The organism is Paenibacillus sp. PK3_47 (genome assembly GCF_023520895.1).
Taxonomy (GTDB): Bacteria; Bacillota; Bacilli; order Paenibacillales; family Paenibacillaceae; genus Paenibacillus_AQ.
Genome location: NZ_CP026029.1, coordinates 5,455,712 through 5,470,172, shown reverse-complemented (window position 1 = coordinate 5,470,172; position 14,461 = coordinate 5,455,712). Strand labels below are relative to the sequence as shown.

The window sequence follows — 14,461 nt, the reverse complement described above, 5'->3', positions numbered from 1 at the left end:
TTGATTTTACCCGTCTACGCGGTTGAAATCCGCAAACAAAGGCGGACGCTATCGCTCCTACAGTTCCAAACTTCTCCTCCGCCCTATTTCCTAATAGGATATTTTCAAGTTCAATCTTTATAGATGTTATTTTAATAATTAATGGAGCATTTTGACCCCGCTATATACTCTTCTCTCTGCGGTCGCCTGCTGGACCCAACTAAGCAAGTCAGCCCGGCTGAACAAAAACTGGTCATCCACCTTGATATAAGGAAGCCTCATACCTGTAAACACTCCGTTATTGCTTAGAATAGCATTTTCAGCTTTCATAATATTCAGTACCTGCTCTTCACTCAGTCCCAGAAATCCGGCGGTTTCCTGAATGGTCATCAGCGGTCCGGCCGTCACTCCGGCTCCGTTTTGGGACTGTTCCATATTCGCACTTCTCTCTTTAAGATCATTCCCGATCAGCAAACAACCGGTAATAAAAGATATTCCCAGCACAATGCTGGCCGCCAATACGGATAATAATGATTTGCTCTTCATAGGCATCCCCTTTTAAATATAACCTTACAGAGAACTTCATAAGCCGGCATCCCTGTCTTCTCCTTCGTAATCTTCCTGTGTCAGTCTAAACCATCTGGAATTATGTGTAAAGGAGCAGACAGGAAAAGACCCTGCCGAGGCACGACAGGATCTGCGCAATATATAATCCACTGGGGGGTGGAGATCTTTACTATACTCTTTCAACCTTAAAAACACCTAAATTCTTGCTGAAGGTTTACTTAAAATTGTCTGATTGACTTCACTTGTACACATCCTATAATGTTCAACCCCGTACAGCTGCAAAAAAAGACCGGATCAGGCTCCGGCCCTTAAAGCTTGCGCATCTTCCGTCAGGATACGGGAATCTGATTCACGATCTGGTCCAGTGTAACCTCCTGCAGTACGTTCTCCATAGCCTTCTGGGCCAGGGAAAATACCGGAACAATCGCTCCGGCGATGTTCTTCCCTACCGGACATTCCGGGTTCGGATGTTCATGCACCGAGAACAATGAGTCTTCCTCCACAGCATTGACCGCTTTATAAATCTGCAGCAGCGTAATCTCTGACGCCTCCCGGCTGAGGCTTGTGCCTGCCACTCCCGGACGGACATCTACCAGGCCAGCCTTGTGCAGCATACCAGTAATGCGCCGTATAACCACGGGATTTGTATTGACACTGCCGGCAATCCATTCGGAAGTACTTTTACCCTCTTTATTTGCATCTATTAAAGTCAAAATATGAATAGCAACCGCAAACCTGGTGCTGATGTTCATGTCAATCTCTCCTTTGGTGCCTCAAACAAAAAACAAGCATGGGATGTAACAATGATAGTTACATTCTGAACCATTGTCAATCTTGCAGCGCTGCCTTTTATTGCTTCTCAATGATGCCCTGCATAATATAGGGGTAATCAATCTGCTGTTTCACCGCAAGCATGGCCTCTTCTCCCGCCAGAAGCGACAGCACATACAATCCCATGTCAATGGAAGTTGACACCCCGCCGCCTGTGAGAAGGTTACCGTCTTTTACGATCCGGGTTTTGATCACACTTGCACAGTACGGCTTCAGCAGTTCATAAGCAGAAGGATGCGTTGTAGCACTCCGCCCCTGAAGCAATCCTGCAGCACCGAGCAGCAGGGAACCCGTACATACGGATACTTTATACTGAACGTCCGCCGCGCCGCGCAGCCAGTCAAGGAAGCCCTCATCATATCTGAGCTGTCTCGTTCCCATGCCTCCAGGCACAAAAACCATGTCATACTGTGATAAATCCGGCAGCACCTTTCCTGCCCTGACAGTCAGCCCCAGTTCATCCGTGATCTCTTCTGCAGGCGCACATATGTCCCACTCCAGCCCTTTTCCTGCTTCAAATTGTCCGAGCCGGTATATGACATCGTAGAAGCCGGCAAAGTCAAGGAACGTGATTCCGTCAAAAAGTATACATGCGATCCGCAAGCGGCAGACCTCCCTTGATATTATAGGATGGCAGTGATCAAACGCCGGTCAGAATAACGGGCTTGCCTTTGGTTACCACAATGGTATGTTCATACTGGGCTACCCTGCTGTTGTCGGCAACGCTGAGGGTCCAGCCGTCCGGCTGCTGCTCCACGAAATCAGCTCCGGTCGAGAGGAAAGGCTCAACTGTTATAACCTGGCCTTCTTTAAGCACAGCCCCGGCACGCGGATTATAGTAAGGCAGGATTTCAAAAGGCTTTTCATGCAGGGATTTGCCGATTCCGTGGCTGCACAGATTGCGGACAACCTTGTACCCGCGTTTGCGGGCTTCCAGCTCCATTACCCGGCCGATCTCATTGACCTTCATCCCGGCTCTGAGATGGTTGATGACGCTCATCATCGTTTCTTCTGCACTGCGGCATAAATGTACGATCTTCTCATTATAGGGCGGCAGTTGAAAAGATGCTCCGGCATCTCCGTAATATCCGTTCAATTCCAAAGATACGTCGATGTTAATTAAATCACCAGCCTGTATTACTCTGGAACCCGGAATGCCGTGAGCCGCTTCTTCATTCACACTGATGCAGGTGGCACCCGGAAAATTATAAGTCACCTGCGGCGCCGAATTGGCCCCGAACTGCTTCATGATCTCCGCACCGATTGCATCCAGCTCGGCAGTTGTCATCCCGGGCTGTACACTTTTTCTCATCTCGGCAATCGTGTGGCCCACTACTTTGCCCGCTGCCTTAAGTCCTTGCAGGTCTTGCTCGTTATCGCAGATCATATATTCATATTCCTCTCATCGTAGGTTAGCGGGGGATCTATTTTTTATTTCTCAGTCATAGACATCCTTTGATTATACCATTTATGAGTAACAGAATAAACTGATGGCCAATTCCCGTCTGCTTATACAGCAGCGCAACATTTCCCCCACTAAATATATACTTCTTATACGCACAAAAAACCGGCCCTCAAGGGCAGCAAGCCGCCCCGGCCGGTTGATATGTACACGTCTAAAGGTAAGAAATGGCTTGTCTAACGGATGGCACCGACAGTTCTCAGCCAGGCATCAGCAATGAGCGCATGACCGGCCGGTGAAGGATGAACGCCGTCTCCTGCCCAGTAGGCCGGTGCTGCTTTGACGGAAGCGGCTGCAAAAAGGCCGTCCAGCGGAACGAGGAGTGCACCATACTCACGGGCGAGTTCCCGTACGGCATGAATTTTCGGATCAAGATCCCGGCGCCAGCCCTTGCGGTCTTCCGGTACCGGCAGCACAAATGGTTCAATCAGCACCAGACGGGCATCAGTGGCTTTCTTGGTCCGCTCAATCAGGTCACGGTATATTGCTGTAAATTCCTCTGCCGTTGTTTCCTGTCCGGAATCATAGTAACGCCAGGTGTCATTAATGCCTATATAGATTGAGACCCATGTCGGATTCAATTCGAGGCAATCCTTCTCCCAGCGCTGCTGCAGATCAATGGCACGGTTGCCGCTGATTCCGCGGTTGATGCAGGTGAGATTCTTGTCCGGATACTGCAGTCCAAGACGCGCAGCAGCCATCAGTGCATAACCTGTACCCAGCGAAGAAGGGTCCCCATAATTGCGACCGCAATCCGTAATACTGTCCCCGATAAACAAAATGATATCGTTTTCTTTAAATGCCATCTGTAAAGGCCTCCTATGGAATTTCTTAGGGTATAAAGCAATACCATTATAGCAAAACACTGCCTGTGAAAACACTTTCAATTTATGAAAACATTAAATTTAGGTACTCAAAAAATCCCCTTCACGCATATGAAGGGGATTTGCGGCAAATCAATGATTATGCCTGCCTCTTAGTAAGCAAGACTGAACAGCGCATGGATGTGGGACAGGTAACGGATGTTACTTGCTTCCTTCATCAACGTCGCAGGCAGACCTTTCAGCGGAGTCGAGTTCCCGCCCACGATGGCCACACCGTCTTTACGTCCAAGACTGGCGAGTGTACCGGAGTTAATCGGGCTGAACACATTAAAGGATTTATTGTTCAGGTGTGCAAACAGGTTATATCCGATCAGCTCACCCATCTGCCAGGCGATTTGTGCCGTTGGCGGATATGGACGGCCGTCCGGCGCAAACAGGACCGCGCTGTCACCGGCAACAAATACATCCTTGTGGGATGTCGATTGCAGGAATTCATTTACAGTGGCACGGCCGCGGTTCACTTCAAGACCGGATTCGCCAACCAGCGGATTCCCTTGAACGCCGCCGGTCCATACAAAAGTATTGGCGACAATTTTTTGTCCGTCCTTCAGGTCAATGACATTGCCGGCTACATTTGTAACAGCCAGTCCAGTCAAGAATTGAACTCCACGGGCAGCAAGGCTTGCAGTGGCGCGTTCAATCAGGTGGTCAGGCAGTACAGGAAGAATTTTTGGTCCTGCTTCTACAAGCATGAGCTTGATTTCCTGCTGATCAACCCCATATTTTCTGGTGAGCTGAGGCAGCACATCGGCAATTTCCCCTACAAGCTCTACGCCGGTCAGACCGCCGCCGCCGATAAGGATGGTACCGTCAGCCGGGTTCTTCGTTCTCGAGTATTCACGGATGCGGTCTTCGATATGCGCATGAATTTTGTTGGCATCCTCAGCGGATTTAAGCACCATGCTGTGCTCTTCCAGTCCCGGTATACCGAAATAAGCGGTTACGCTGCCCAAACCTACAACAAGCGCATCATAAGTGAGGGTCGAACCGTCAGACAGCTTAACCTGCTTGTTGTCTGCTGAGAAGGACTTTACCTTGGCAATTTTCAAATCGATATCTTTGCCTGCGAACAGCTTGGAAAGCGGCATGGCAACAGCTTTTTCCGCTACGCTGCCTGCGGCAAGACGATGAAGCTCAGTGATGATCTGATGGGTAGGATACTGGTTGACAACAGTCACTTTCGCTTCGGCTTTGTTCATATATTTCCGTACAGTTAAAGCACTCAGCAAACCGCCGTAACCTGCTCCAAGAATAACGATGTGTTTTGACATTTGATGTTTCCCCCGTTCTTTGCGTATGAAATATTAAGGTCTATTTACTCTGGCTGCGTTCGCCGCTGACTTGAAGATAGGCGTTCATGAAACGCAGAAGCTTCTGAACCTGCGGATCCTTGATCATCTTCATCAGACCAAAAAGGCTGATGGTCTCGCTGCTTGCTTCAGCGCGGTCCTTCGCCTCAATTACTGTAGCTGCCATATTCTTAACCGAACCTACTACCGGCTCGGAAAGCTCCTTGATTGCACCTACCGTATCATTTTTAAGTACTTCGTCCGTTGCAACCGATTGTACAAAGTCAACAGATTTGCTCAGCACGCTCACAAGCTGTGTAATCTGCGGAAGCTGCTCGATCAGGACGGTCAAAGATTCCTGAACCTCGGGCTTCAAAAGCTGGTCCAGAACATTCTCATTGGTGTTAGACTTCGTTGTAACTTGTTCTGGATGTGTCTGATTGTTTGATTCTGACATTTTGTGCTCTCCTCTGCATTAGCTTAACTGCTTAAATAATAAAACACATACTCCATTCCACTATTATAACACCTATTATGTTATAAATGTCACAATCTTTTTGCCTTTAGACCCTAATTTTGTGATTATAATCACTTCTCTTGTGAAATATTTAATAAATTACATGCTGTGTAATGATAATTTTTCCATAATGCTGATTTAGTTATTGACGCCAACTCCCGCCCATGATATCTTTAGCAAGTAAGTAACTAATAGTAAGTTTATTTATAAATATTAGCTATTTATGATTACTAACCCATACATACCGTAAACGGAGGCATTTAACATGAGTACCTTTTCAGAACTGGTTCAAAACCGCCGATCCGCAATGAATTTTGTAGAAAACATCAGTATTCCGCGTGCAGAGCTGGAGGAAATGTTCTCCCTTGCCCGGCTCGCTCCTTCCAGCTCCAATCTGCAGCATACGCATTATAAAGTCATCACTGATCTGGTTCTGAAGGAACAGCTACGCAAGGATGCCAACAATCAATATAAAATTCATACCGCTTCTGCTGTTATCATGGTATATGGAGACAAAAATGCCTACCTGCAGGCGCCGGAAATCTACAGCGGTCTTAAGCTGCTTGGTGCCATGAGCCAGGCGGAGTATGACAGCACCATCCAATCCATCAATGATTCATATATCGGGAATGACCAATTCCAGCGTGATGAAGCCATCCGCAATGCCTCGTTGTCAGCGATGCAGTTTATGCTGATTGCTAAAGATAAAGGCTGGGATTCGTGCCCGATGATCGGTTTTGATCCGGCGGCTGTTAACGCTACACTCGGTGTACCGGACAATTTCGTTCCTGCACTGATGATTACGATCGGCAAAGACAACAAGCACAAGATCAGACCCCGCGGCTACCGCAAGCCTGTTCATGAATTTGTCGAGTTCATCTGATCTATAGTCTTTACTTGTGTAACAAAGGGCATTCCGGATCAGTACCGGAATGCCCTTTGTGTTTGTGCATATTTGCCGGCTTATTTGGCATACTGAAGAATGGCTATCGCTGCCCGCTCTCTTCTGTCCGTGTCACTGCTGTGCAACGCCTCCCGGAGAACAGCTATAGCTTCCGAGATGATAGCTGCATCGACTTTGACGTTATTACCCGCGTTCTCCGCGCTGCCTGCTGTTTCCGCAGATGAACCGGCGATCCACAAATCCAGCCTTGCGGATGGCAGCGTTCCTGTGTAGCGGGAGACAAATGCTTCTTCGGCCAGCAGCTTGCTGATCTCAGGATTTACTGCTGTACGCGGCAGGCTTTTCAGCCAGGTTACGCCCCGCCGGTGGCAGCGGCCGTCCTTTGCCTGATCAAAGGTATCGTCATAGAAGTAATCTCCGAGATCACCCAGATGGACCCATTCCCCGTCTGCAACCACCACATAATCGCCATCCTCCATACTATGAACAAACGTATCCAAAGCCTCTGCCGCAGCTTCGATCTCCGCACCTGGAACCGCTACGGCTTGAATCAGCCGGCTGCGGATCTCATCCCGGCCGGCAAACTCCAAATCGCCCAGCCCCGGGTACCCTATGCATACATAATTGTCTTCCAGATACTCCGCAATCCGTTCAACACCAATCGGTGCCGTCTTTATCTGAAACAGCTTCATTTCTGTGTACGCTCCTCTTCTTCTGCTTGGGGAATAGTTTCATATTCCTTGATATAGGCAATGAAATGTTTGTAATATCCTCGGGAACGGTCGTTCACAAAACAACCGTCATTATCGTGATCAGTCATTAATTTAGCCAGCTTAATGCCCCCGTTAAATGGTTTCACTACTGAGCCCCGCAGACGCGACGGAAAGATCGCCTGCTGCGGACACGAGTAGATGCAGCGCATACAGAGCAGACAATTTGAACCGAAGGTAATTTTTTCAGCTGTACCAGAAATATTAGATACCGGACACCCTCTAACGCATTTAAGACACATGGTGCAGTCCTCTGTAGTCCTCAGTCCTCTACCAAAGGCCTTTCCCGCTTTTTTCTCTTCCCAGTCCGCTATTTTCTTGAGTATCTTCTCCAGCACAATATTAACTTCTAATCTGCGGGGAGTTCCACAGGCGATTTCATCTGCATACACCTCTATTTTTTTCAGCGCAGTCAGATACAGCTGTTTGTTCAGCCGGTCGTCATATTTCATATAAAAATTGCAGGGCATCGCCAAAAGAGAGTTATGAAAAACTGTGTACCCTTTGTCGTCCAGCTTCAGCAGAATGCGGTTTGAAGCACTGTAATTTACATAATGAGGTGAGGATGCGGTTTTAAATACAAAAGCCCCGGTTCCCTTGCCTGCCGGAATCCGGGCTGCAAACTCCTCCGCAATTCTGGAAGCTCCAAAACCATACACCGGGTGCCCAAGGCCGATAAGATCATATTCCCCGAAATCTGCCTTTCTTTTGCCGTTGAGGATGTCCTCCATCCGGAACAATTGTGTCTTGACTGCTCTTTCCTGCAGCGCCCTCATAAAATGTCCTGCGATGATCTCAGTATTACCTGTGCCGGAAAAATAGAATATGGCCGCTTTCACAGACGTAAACCTCCCCGTACGTTACCATTAGGTCCATTATACATGAAGAACCAAGGAAACAACCCGGTACTTAAAATTTAAAAAACAAAGAATCCTCCAGAATAATAGCGCTTACATGAGGTATTAATGCAAAATATCCCCAGATTAGAGGTATACGCCTTTTTACTCCTGCCCGGCTTCGGGGTATACTTTAGACATCAACTCAAGGACACATACACTGCTGGAAGGAACGCTTCACGGGTAGTAAATTTCATTCGTAAGCAGTCTTTGGCAGCGTAATCCCTGAGATTGAGACTATATCTTTGATCCTGACGCTAAAGCTTTCCATTCATTCCCGAACGAAATGGTATGAACTTCTTAAAGTTCAAATGTTGAACATGAGTCCTATCGTTGACAGAGGATGGATTAGAGAAGATTTAATGTGCAGGATAGGCAAATTTACTGCCGCCTCGGACGATTTCTACCCGGCTGAGATCAAAGGATAGGATAAGGAGTCTGAGAAGAACATGGGTATAGTGCTGAAAGCATAAACCTGTATTATTGATGAAACTATCAATAATACAGGTTTATGTGTGTTATAAGGCCTATTATTATGCCTGAAATTATAAAGCTTCTGCAAGCTGGACAGAGTCAGCAGCAGGGGCTTTTTTCTGTCTTCGGGCAGATGTCCAAACCTTATGCGTTCCGGATGAATATCCTGATTATTATGTTGTTGTCCGATACTAATCAGGCAAGGAGCGTGAAGTTTATGCCAGTCCCGGCCCGCAAACCGAAATCAGCAGCCAAAAAACCGACTTCAAAATCAGCTGCAAAGAAACCCGTTAATTATTTGTATCGTGACCCTGTGTACGGATTTAGCATCACGCTGCCCGATTCATGGAAGACATACACGGTCATAAAAACAAGCAAAAAGCTTGCCGATGCAGAGTATGGCGTATTTTTTCTTTTTAAATATAAAGGAAAAGTGTATGAGGATGTATTAAACCTGCTGGTGTTCAAAATGACACTGGAGCAGTGGCGTAACGAAGGTTATGATGAATCCCCGTACATTTTCCTGGCCGAGCGTGGCGGACGCATTTATGCGTATACCGTTCCAAGTGAACTCCCGGGCGCTTTTCTCGATGAAACAGGCTTTGACTATGATTACGAGAAATATAAAAAAGAGATTGACCTGCTGCAGCGTATGGTAAATGATGAGGTTCCGGAGATTGTCAAAACGTTCAAGCTGAAAAAGATGCCTGCCCGCAGGTGAATATCGGCTGCAATAGAAAAGTGGCCTACCGGGAGCTTCGCCGTGTACAGATGGCGGCATAGCTCCTTTTTTAGCGTGAACCTTCCCGGTCATTTTTCGAAGTTACTTCAGCCAGTTCCTCCTTCAGAAACTCATACAGGCTCCGTCCCGCCGGCTTCAGCGGATAGTCAGACAATCTGCAGGCTATACCGCTGGTCATATTTACTCTCCCTCCTTCCAATGCCCGCATTACCGTCCCTTCAGGAAGCGGGTGAAGGGTTACCTCCGGTACAAGCGCTATCCCTAACCCTTTCTCCACATAAAATTTTAAAGCAGACATGCTGCCGATTTCCATCGTGTCCAGCGGCGGGCCGGCATATTCTTGAAGCACACTTTCCAGCTTTTTGCGGTATGGGCAACCGGAAGCCGTGATCAGCAGCCGGTGTCCGCGCAGATGATCCGGTGTAAGCAGCGGTTCGGCAGTCAGGGGATGGCCGTCCGGCAGGATCAGCACAAATTCCTCGGTAAATAGCGGCTCATAGTGAAGCTCCTTGTTAAACTCCGGGGGTGAGCACAGAATCATATCCAGCTCTCCGCGCAGCAGCCTTTCTGTAAGCGCCGCAGTTCCTGCAATATCCACACTAATTGCCATCTTGGGGAACAGGTTCATGAACTTCTGCAGCAGCACCGGCAGACGGTAGCTGGCTGTCGGATCTGTTGCTCCCAGCCGGACCTTTCCGGCAGTACCTGCTGCATATTCTGTCAGGCTGTCCTGCAGCCTTTCCATATCCTTTAGCAAAAAGTTGCTCTGTTCATAAAAGAATCTGCCCGCCTCAGTTAAGCTGATGGTTTTCCCCCGCTCAAGCAGCGGAACGCCTACATCCGCTTCCAGCTTCTGAATCTGCATCGTGACTGTGGACTGCGCATAATTCAGTTCCTCTGCAGCCCGGTTAAAGCTTCCGGTTCTAATGATGGTCTGAAAGGTTTTTATCGCTTTGAAGTCCATTTTCCACCTCTATATAATTCAAATATTTTGAACCTTCCATTCAGTTAATTCAATTATACAAAATCCAATGCCCTCTATAAAATATAAATATAATCATAACTATTCAAGAACTGAGGCGGAGAACTATGAAACTGTCAGGAAAAGTAGCGCTGGTAACGGGTGGCGGGACAGGTATCGGCAGGGCAGCAAGCCTGGAGCTTGCCGCTTCCGGAGCTATTGTAGCCGTAAATTTTTCCCGTTCGGAAGCGGAGGCACTGGAAACCGTAAATTGCATCAAGGAGCTCGGGGGCCAAGCCATCGCTGTTCAGGCTGATGTCTCACAGGAGCATGAGGTGCAGGAGATGGCCAGACAAATTGTGGAGACCTGCGGCAGCATTGATCTGCTGGTGAATAACGCCGGCATTACAAGACATCTTGCGCTTGAAGACCTGGATGGAGTAACCGAGGCTATATGGGATGAATTATTCGCGGTCAATGTCAAAGGAATGTTCTTCTGTGCACGTGCAGTGGCGCCTTATATGAAGCTCAGCAGACAGGGCGCTATTGTGAATATGGGCAGCATTGCCGGGACTACCGGCTCCGGCTCCTCGCTCCCTTACGCGGTCAGCAAAGCAGCGGTTCACGGCCTGACCAAATCGCTGGCCCGGGCACTCTCTCCTGAGATCCGGGTGAACTGTGTAGTGCCGGGTGCTGTCGCCACAAGGTGGTGGGCAGGCCGTGAGGAGCAGATGAACAAGCTCGCACCAAATTTGCTTCTGCAGCAGATAGCCCAGCCTGAAGATATTGCCCGCTTCATCTGCTCCGTTCTTGCCCAGGAGGCGATGACCGGCCAGATTATTACAGTGGACAGCGGGCAGACGTTGTAGCTGACGTCATTTGCCCGTTTGACTACGCAGTAGCGCATCGCATTCGATTTTTCGCATACATCCGCAGCCCTGCCTCCAATACAACAAAGGCTGACCCAAGCCATTGCATAGCTTTCGGGTCAGCCCTCTTCACTTAATGCTTCAGCACAAATTCATCCAGCTTGCTGCCGTCCACATCATACGCCTGATAAGTAAGCTGATTGCCTCGGACGGAAATGCCGGCGAACATCTGCTTCTCATTCTGAAAATGAACCTTGTGGTAGAACTGTTCCGTTTTTTTCTCGTTAAATTTGCCGCCGGATGCGTTCGTGACTACATACACAGTGCCTTTAGCAGCACCTGCTGCACTTTTTTGTCCGGATACAATTTTGCCGCCGAGCAGCGGATAAGATCTGGAATATTCATGATTATGCCCCTGAAGCACAAGATCAACCCCGTATTTGTCAAAAACCGCTGTCCAGTCCTCTATCTTTTTGTAAGTGCTGCCCCCGTATGCAGGACGGTGCATCGCAACGATTTTCCATGGCTTATCCGTGCCCGCGAGATCCTCCTTCAGCCATTTGGTTTGGGCTTTGAGATGGCTCTCGGTATTCAGCACCGCTACATGCACAGGGCCGTAGTCAAAAGAATAGGCGGTTCCGGGAACCGACCCCTTTGCTCCATTGTCCGGCAGATTGAAGTGCGAGGTGAACTCCTCCGTCTGCCCGTCGATCTCATCATGGTTCCCGGTTACCGGCATCAGCGGAATGGAGCCCACTATACCCTGCGCATTGCTGAAGAACTTATTCCACAGCCCAGACTCCCCCGGCTCCTCTGTAAAATCTCCATTGTGCACAATAAACTGTGCCTCCGGGAAGATCTGAAACGCCTTGTCCAGCGTACGTCCCCATAATTTGAAATCGGCAGCTGAGGCGCCTTGGGAATCGGTAACATTGATAAAAGTTACACTCCCGCTGTCCTTCTCTGCTGTACTGAATTGAAACGTCCCGCTCCATTCCCCATCCGTACCGCTGCCAGCCCTGTAGGAATACATGGTCCCAGGTTCCAGGCCGGTAATCTCCGCTTTATGTACTCCTTTTTTACCGCTGTCCGTCTTCACTACCGAATGAACTGCCTTGGTCCTGATCACAGCCCCCTCAGCGAACGACGATGGGCTGCCTTTAACAATCTCCAGCCATCCGTCTGCGCCGGGGTCGCCGGTATACCAGGTGAACGCCCGGCTGCTGCGCGCATCCCCCTTAAACGTAGTAACCAGATTATAAGGAACACCGGATGAGGCGGTAGCCGCAGTACGTTCTGTTTTGAGCCGCTCTATGGCGGCAGCCGCTATTATCAATACAATGATGATGATACCAATGATAATTAACAGTTTGAAATCTTTCATTTTAACCTCCTCACAACCGGGGCAAAAACGCCTCCATACGGGGAATCTGATGTACAACCTGCAACTGATTGTATTTTCAGGCGAAATTTAGGGTCATCTGCTGCCCCTCTCTCCACTCCGCCTCCAGCTCACGGCCAAACTGCTGCACTGCAGCATCAGTAACCTTCAACGAAAAGTCCTGATGGGCACCGGAAAATCTAATCCCATAGGTATTCCTTTCCTCTAATCCGGTCCATTCCAAACCGTATAAATGTTTTTCGAACGAAGTATAAAGATTGTTTAGTATAAAATCATTCAGCGCTTCAAGCGGAAATTTAGAGGTTACTTCAATATAATTTTTAATCGTCAGGTTCGTCCAGCCAAAAGCCAGTTCGTAAACGACGTGATTGTCCCGGCAATAGGTAAAGGCTAGCTGGCAGCCCTCATCTTCCCCCGGTATACAACTTAAAAATAAAAATTCCACATAAGTATTATTTGCTACTATATCCCTCAGGATTGCCATACTTTTTCGGCTCCTTATAATCGTAGTTGCAAGCTCAAAACCAGTATATCAGAACAGCACAGCGTTAAAAATAACAGGAGGTACCGGAGCATGAGAACGGATTTTGGTGTAAAATCAAAAATGAGGTGAACCGCATGAACAACAAACATGGTAATAACGAAAAAGAATTGGCTTTCCTGCAGGAACAGCTCGGAATTGTGAATCCTTCTCCCGATCAGCTGCGGCAGGCTCTGAAGGAACTGGCCAACCGCAAAGTCATTTCTAAATTCTCCATAAAAAGCGACAAGGAATGATTCCTTATCGCTTTTTTGTTCCATCCAGTTCCTCCCGCCTCCTTTTCCCTGATCATCCGCTTTAGTTGGAAATCCTCCACCTAAACCGCTTCTTTTTCATCATTTATGAGTTTTAGTTGGAAATCCTCCAGCTATTACAGCGAATAAAGGCCTCGATAGACTAATCCAGTACTTTTAACTGGAGTTTTTCCCACTAGAACTGCAATATCGGTAGCTGCCATCGAATTAGATGGAGAATTTCCATTTAGGTTGATCGGGAGATTGCCAAGGCATGATAAGCATTTCCCCCAGGAGACCAATCTCTATCCTCCAGCAGAGGATCACGCCCGCTTCATCTCATTTATTCCCTGCCATTTCCGCACAAAAAAACTGCGAACCCCTCACCCTTTTCAGGGATGAGGAGATCCGCAGCTGCAGCACATTAACAAAATGCTTAATCCTTACGTCCTCTCAGCAAGCTGATGGCCGCCAGCAAAAAGGCCACCAGGGAGATTCCGATTGCGATATAGATCAGCGGTGAGGTGCTGCTGTTGTCCATACCTTCCACAATTTTGTTGTGTTCGTCCATGGTCATTGAACCCTGTCCGCCCATGTCCATGGAGCCGTGATCGTCCGCAGCTGCCGCACCGTGGGAATGTCCGCTGTCGCCTGCGGTACTCTGCACAATTTCAGTGACCGAATGCGGAGTCGCCGAGCCTTCTTCACCTGACCACTGCACCAGGCTGCCGTCAGCATAATGCTGGTAGGCATTCCACGCGATATCGCCCGCGCTGTCCGGGTTTTTGGCTGTGAAGTAGAAACGCTGGAATTGTCCGGCCAAAATGCCTTCTCCGGTTGCGATCCAGCTGACTTTGTTTCCTTCAATGGTTACGTCCCAGCCGGGAGAAGGCTCGTACTGCTTGAACTCCGCCCCTTCCGGAATACGCAGGTCGATCCGCACGGTGGCCGACTCTTTTTCTGAAGGAACTTTCAGTGTATAAGTCTCCCAGGCTCCTGTTGCAGACTGTGCCGGCGCAACGGTTACATGCGCACTGGCTACTGCCGCGAACAGCATCAAAGCTGCCAGGGACGGTGCAGCGAGCGCTGCGATTTTACGGATAATTGATTTCATGGGTATCTCCCTCTCTGTATGTGTCT

Annotated in this window: 17 protein-coding genes; 4 read left to right on the top strand and 13 right to left on the bottom strand. The window is 48.6% G+C overall.

All coding sequences use genetic code 11. From position 1 onward, the window contains the following. Positions 1 to 138 precede the first annotated feature (138 nt). The 7 genes from C2I18_RS23750 to C2I18_RS23720 all read right to left on the bottom strand — a co-directional run bounded on the left by C2I18_RS23750 (position 139) and on the right by C2I18_RS23720 (position 5,469). A complete protein-coding gene (locus C2I18_RS23750; protein WP_249898188.1) occupies positions 139 to 525 on the bottom strand; it encodes a helix-turn-helix domain-containing protein in 387 nt (128 codons plus the stop codon). 350 nt (positions 526 to 875) lie between these two features. Next, positions 876 to 1,298 (bottom strand): Rrf2 family transcriptional regulator, encoded by a 423-nt coding sequence (locus tag C2I18_RS23745; protein ID WP_249898187.1) that lies wholly within the window; start codon positions 1,296 to 1,298, stop codon positions 876 to 878. A 97-nt stretch (positions 1,299 to 1,395) separates the two neighbouring features. Further along, entirely contained in the window at positions 1,396 to 1,980 is a 585-nt protein-coding gene (locus C2I18_RS23740; protein WP_249898186.1) for a DJ-1/PfpI family protein, read from the bottom strand. A 37-nt stretch (positions 1,981 to 2,017) separates the two neighbouring features. Continuing rightward, entirely contained in the window at positions 2,018 to 2,764 is a 747-nt protein-coding gene (map, locus tag C2I18_RS23735) for a type I methionyl aminopeptidase (RefSeq protein ID WP_249898185.1), read from the bottom strand. Between the two features lie 251 nt (positions 2,765 to 3,015). Further along, positions 3,016 to 3,645 (bottom strand): SGNH/GDSL hydrolase family protein, encoded by a 630-nt coding sequence (locus C2I18_RS23730; protein ID WP_249898184.1) that lies wholly within the window; start codon positions 3,643 to 3,645, stop codon positions 3,016 to 3,018. A 170-nt stretch (positions 3,646 to 3,815) separates the two neighbouring features. Then, positions 3,816 to 4,994, bottom strand: coding sequence for an NAD(P)/FAD-dependent oxidoreductase (locus C2I18_RS23725; RefSeq protein WP_249898183.1), 1,179 nt, complete (start codon positions 4,992 to 4,994; stop codon positions 3,816 to 3,818). A gap of 40 nt (positions 4,995 to 5,034) precedes the next feature. Next, entirely contained in the window at positions 5,035 to 5,469 is a 435-nt protein-coding gene (locus tag C2I18_RS23720; protein WP_249898182.1) for a DUF1641 domain-containing protein, read from the bottom strand. Between the two features lie 325 nt (positions 5,470 to 5,794). On the opposite strand from C2I18_RS23720, the gene C2I18_RS23715 reads away from it, so the two are divergent. Then, complete coding sequence (locus C2I18_RS23715; RefSeq protein WP_249898181.1) at positions 5,795 to 6,412, top strand: nitroreductase family protein; 618 nt, start codon at positions 5,795 to 5,797, stop codon at positions 6,410 to 6,412. A gap of 80 nt (positions 6,413 to 6,492) precedes the next feature. Here the strand turns inward: C2I18_RS23715 and C2I18_RS23710 are convergent, their stop codons facing one another. Both C2I18_RS23710 and C2I18_RS23705 read right to left on the bottom strand, forming a co-directional pair. Beyond that, positions 6,493 to 7,125: a hypothetical protein gene (locus tag C2I18_RS23710; RefSeq protein ID WP_249898180.1), complete on the bottom strand. Its 633-nt coding sequence runs from the start codon at positions 7,123 to 7,125 to the stop codon at positions 6,493 to 6,495. Beyond that, positions 7,122 to 8,042, bottom strand: coding sequence for an EFR1 family ferrodoxin (locus tag C2I18_RS23705; protein ID WP_249898179.1), 921 nt, complete (start codon positions 8,040 to 8,042; stop codon positions 7,122 to 7,124). The genes C2I18_RS23710 and C2I18_RS23705 overlap by 4 nt, the downstream gene beginning before the upstream one ends. Before the next feature lie 664 nt (positions 8,043 to 8,706). Here C2I18_RS23705 and C2I18_RS23700 point away from each other — a divergent pair. Continuing rightward, positions 8,707 to 9,294, top strand: a complete 588-nt coding sequence (locus C2I18_RS23700) for a hypothetical protein (RefSeq protein ID WP_249898178.1) — start codon at positions 8,707 to 8,709, stop codon at positions 9,292 to 9,294. Between the two features lie 70 nt (positions 9,295 to 9,364). On the opposite strand, the gene C2I18_RS23695 is transcribed toward C2I18_RS23700, so the two are convergent. Next, the gene (locus tag C2I18_RS23695; protein WP_249898177.1) at positions 9,365 to 10,279 is read right to left on the bottom strand and encodes a LysR family transcriptional regulator; all 915 of its coding nucleotides are present in this window, start codon (positions 10,277 to 10,279) and stop codon (positions 9,365 to 9,367) included. Between the two features lie 125 nt (positions 10,280 to 10,404). On the opposite strand from C2I18_RS23695, the gene C2I18_RS23690 reads away from it, so the two are divergent. Further along, positions 10,405 to 11,145, top strand: a complete 741-nt coding sequence (locus tag C2I18_RS23690; RefSeq protein WP_249898176.1) for an SDR family NAD(P)-dependent oxidoreductase — start codon at positions 10,405 to 10,407, stop codon at positions 11,143 to 11,145. Between the two features lie 133 nt (positions 11,146 to 11,278). On the opposite strand, the gene C2I18_RS23685 is transcribed toward C2I18_RS23690, so the two are convergent. Continuing rightward, entirely contained in the window at positions 11,279 to 12,529 is a 1,251-nt protein-coding gene (locus C2I18_RS23685; protein WP_249898175.1) for a purple acid phosphatase family protein, read from the bottom strand. Positions 12,530 to 12,605: 76 nt separating this feature from the next. Continuing rightward, on the bottom strand, positions 12,606 to 13,031 hold the full coding sequence (locus C2I18_RS23680; protein WP_249898174.1) for a hypothetical protein: 426 nt from the start codon (positions 13,029 to 13,031) through the stop codon (positions 12,606 to 12,608). A gap of 134 nt (positions 13,032 to 13,165) precedes the next feature. Here C2I18_RS23680 and C2I18_RS23675 point away from each other — a divergent pair, with 134 nt between their 5' ends. Continuing rightward, positions 13,166 to 13,324 carry a hypothetical protein gene (locus C2I18_RS23675; protein WP_249898173.1) on the top strand — a complete coding sequence of 53 codons (159 nt, stop codon included), beginning with the start codon at positions 13,166 to 13,168 and terminating at the stop codon, positions 13,322 to 13,324. Positions 13,325 to 13,757: 433 nt separating this feature from the next. Here the strand turns inward: C2I18_RS23675 and C2I18_RS23670 are convergent, their stop codons facing one another. After that, a complete protein-coding gene (locus tag C2I18_RS23670) occupies positions 13,758 to 14,435 on the bottom strand; it encodes a YcnI family copper-binding membrane protein (RefSeq protein ID WP_249898172.1) in 678 nt (225 codons plus the stop codon). Between the last annotated feature and the right edge of the window lie 26 nt (positions 14,436 to 14,461).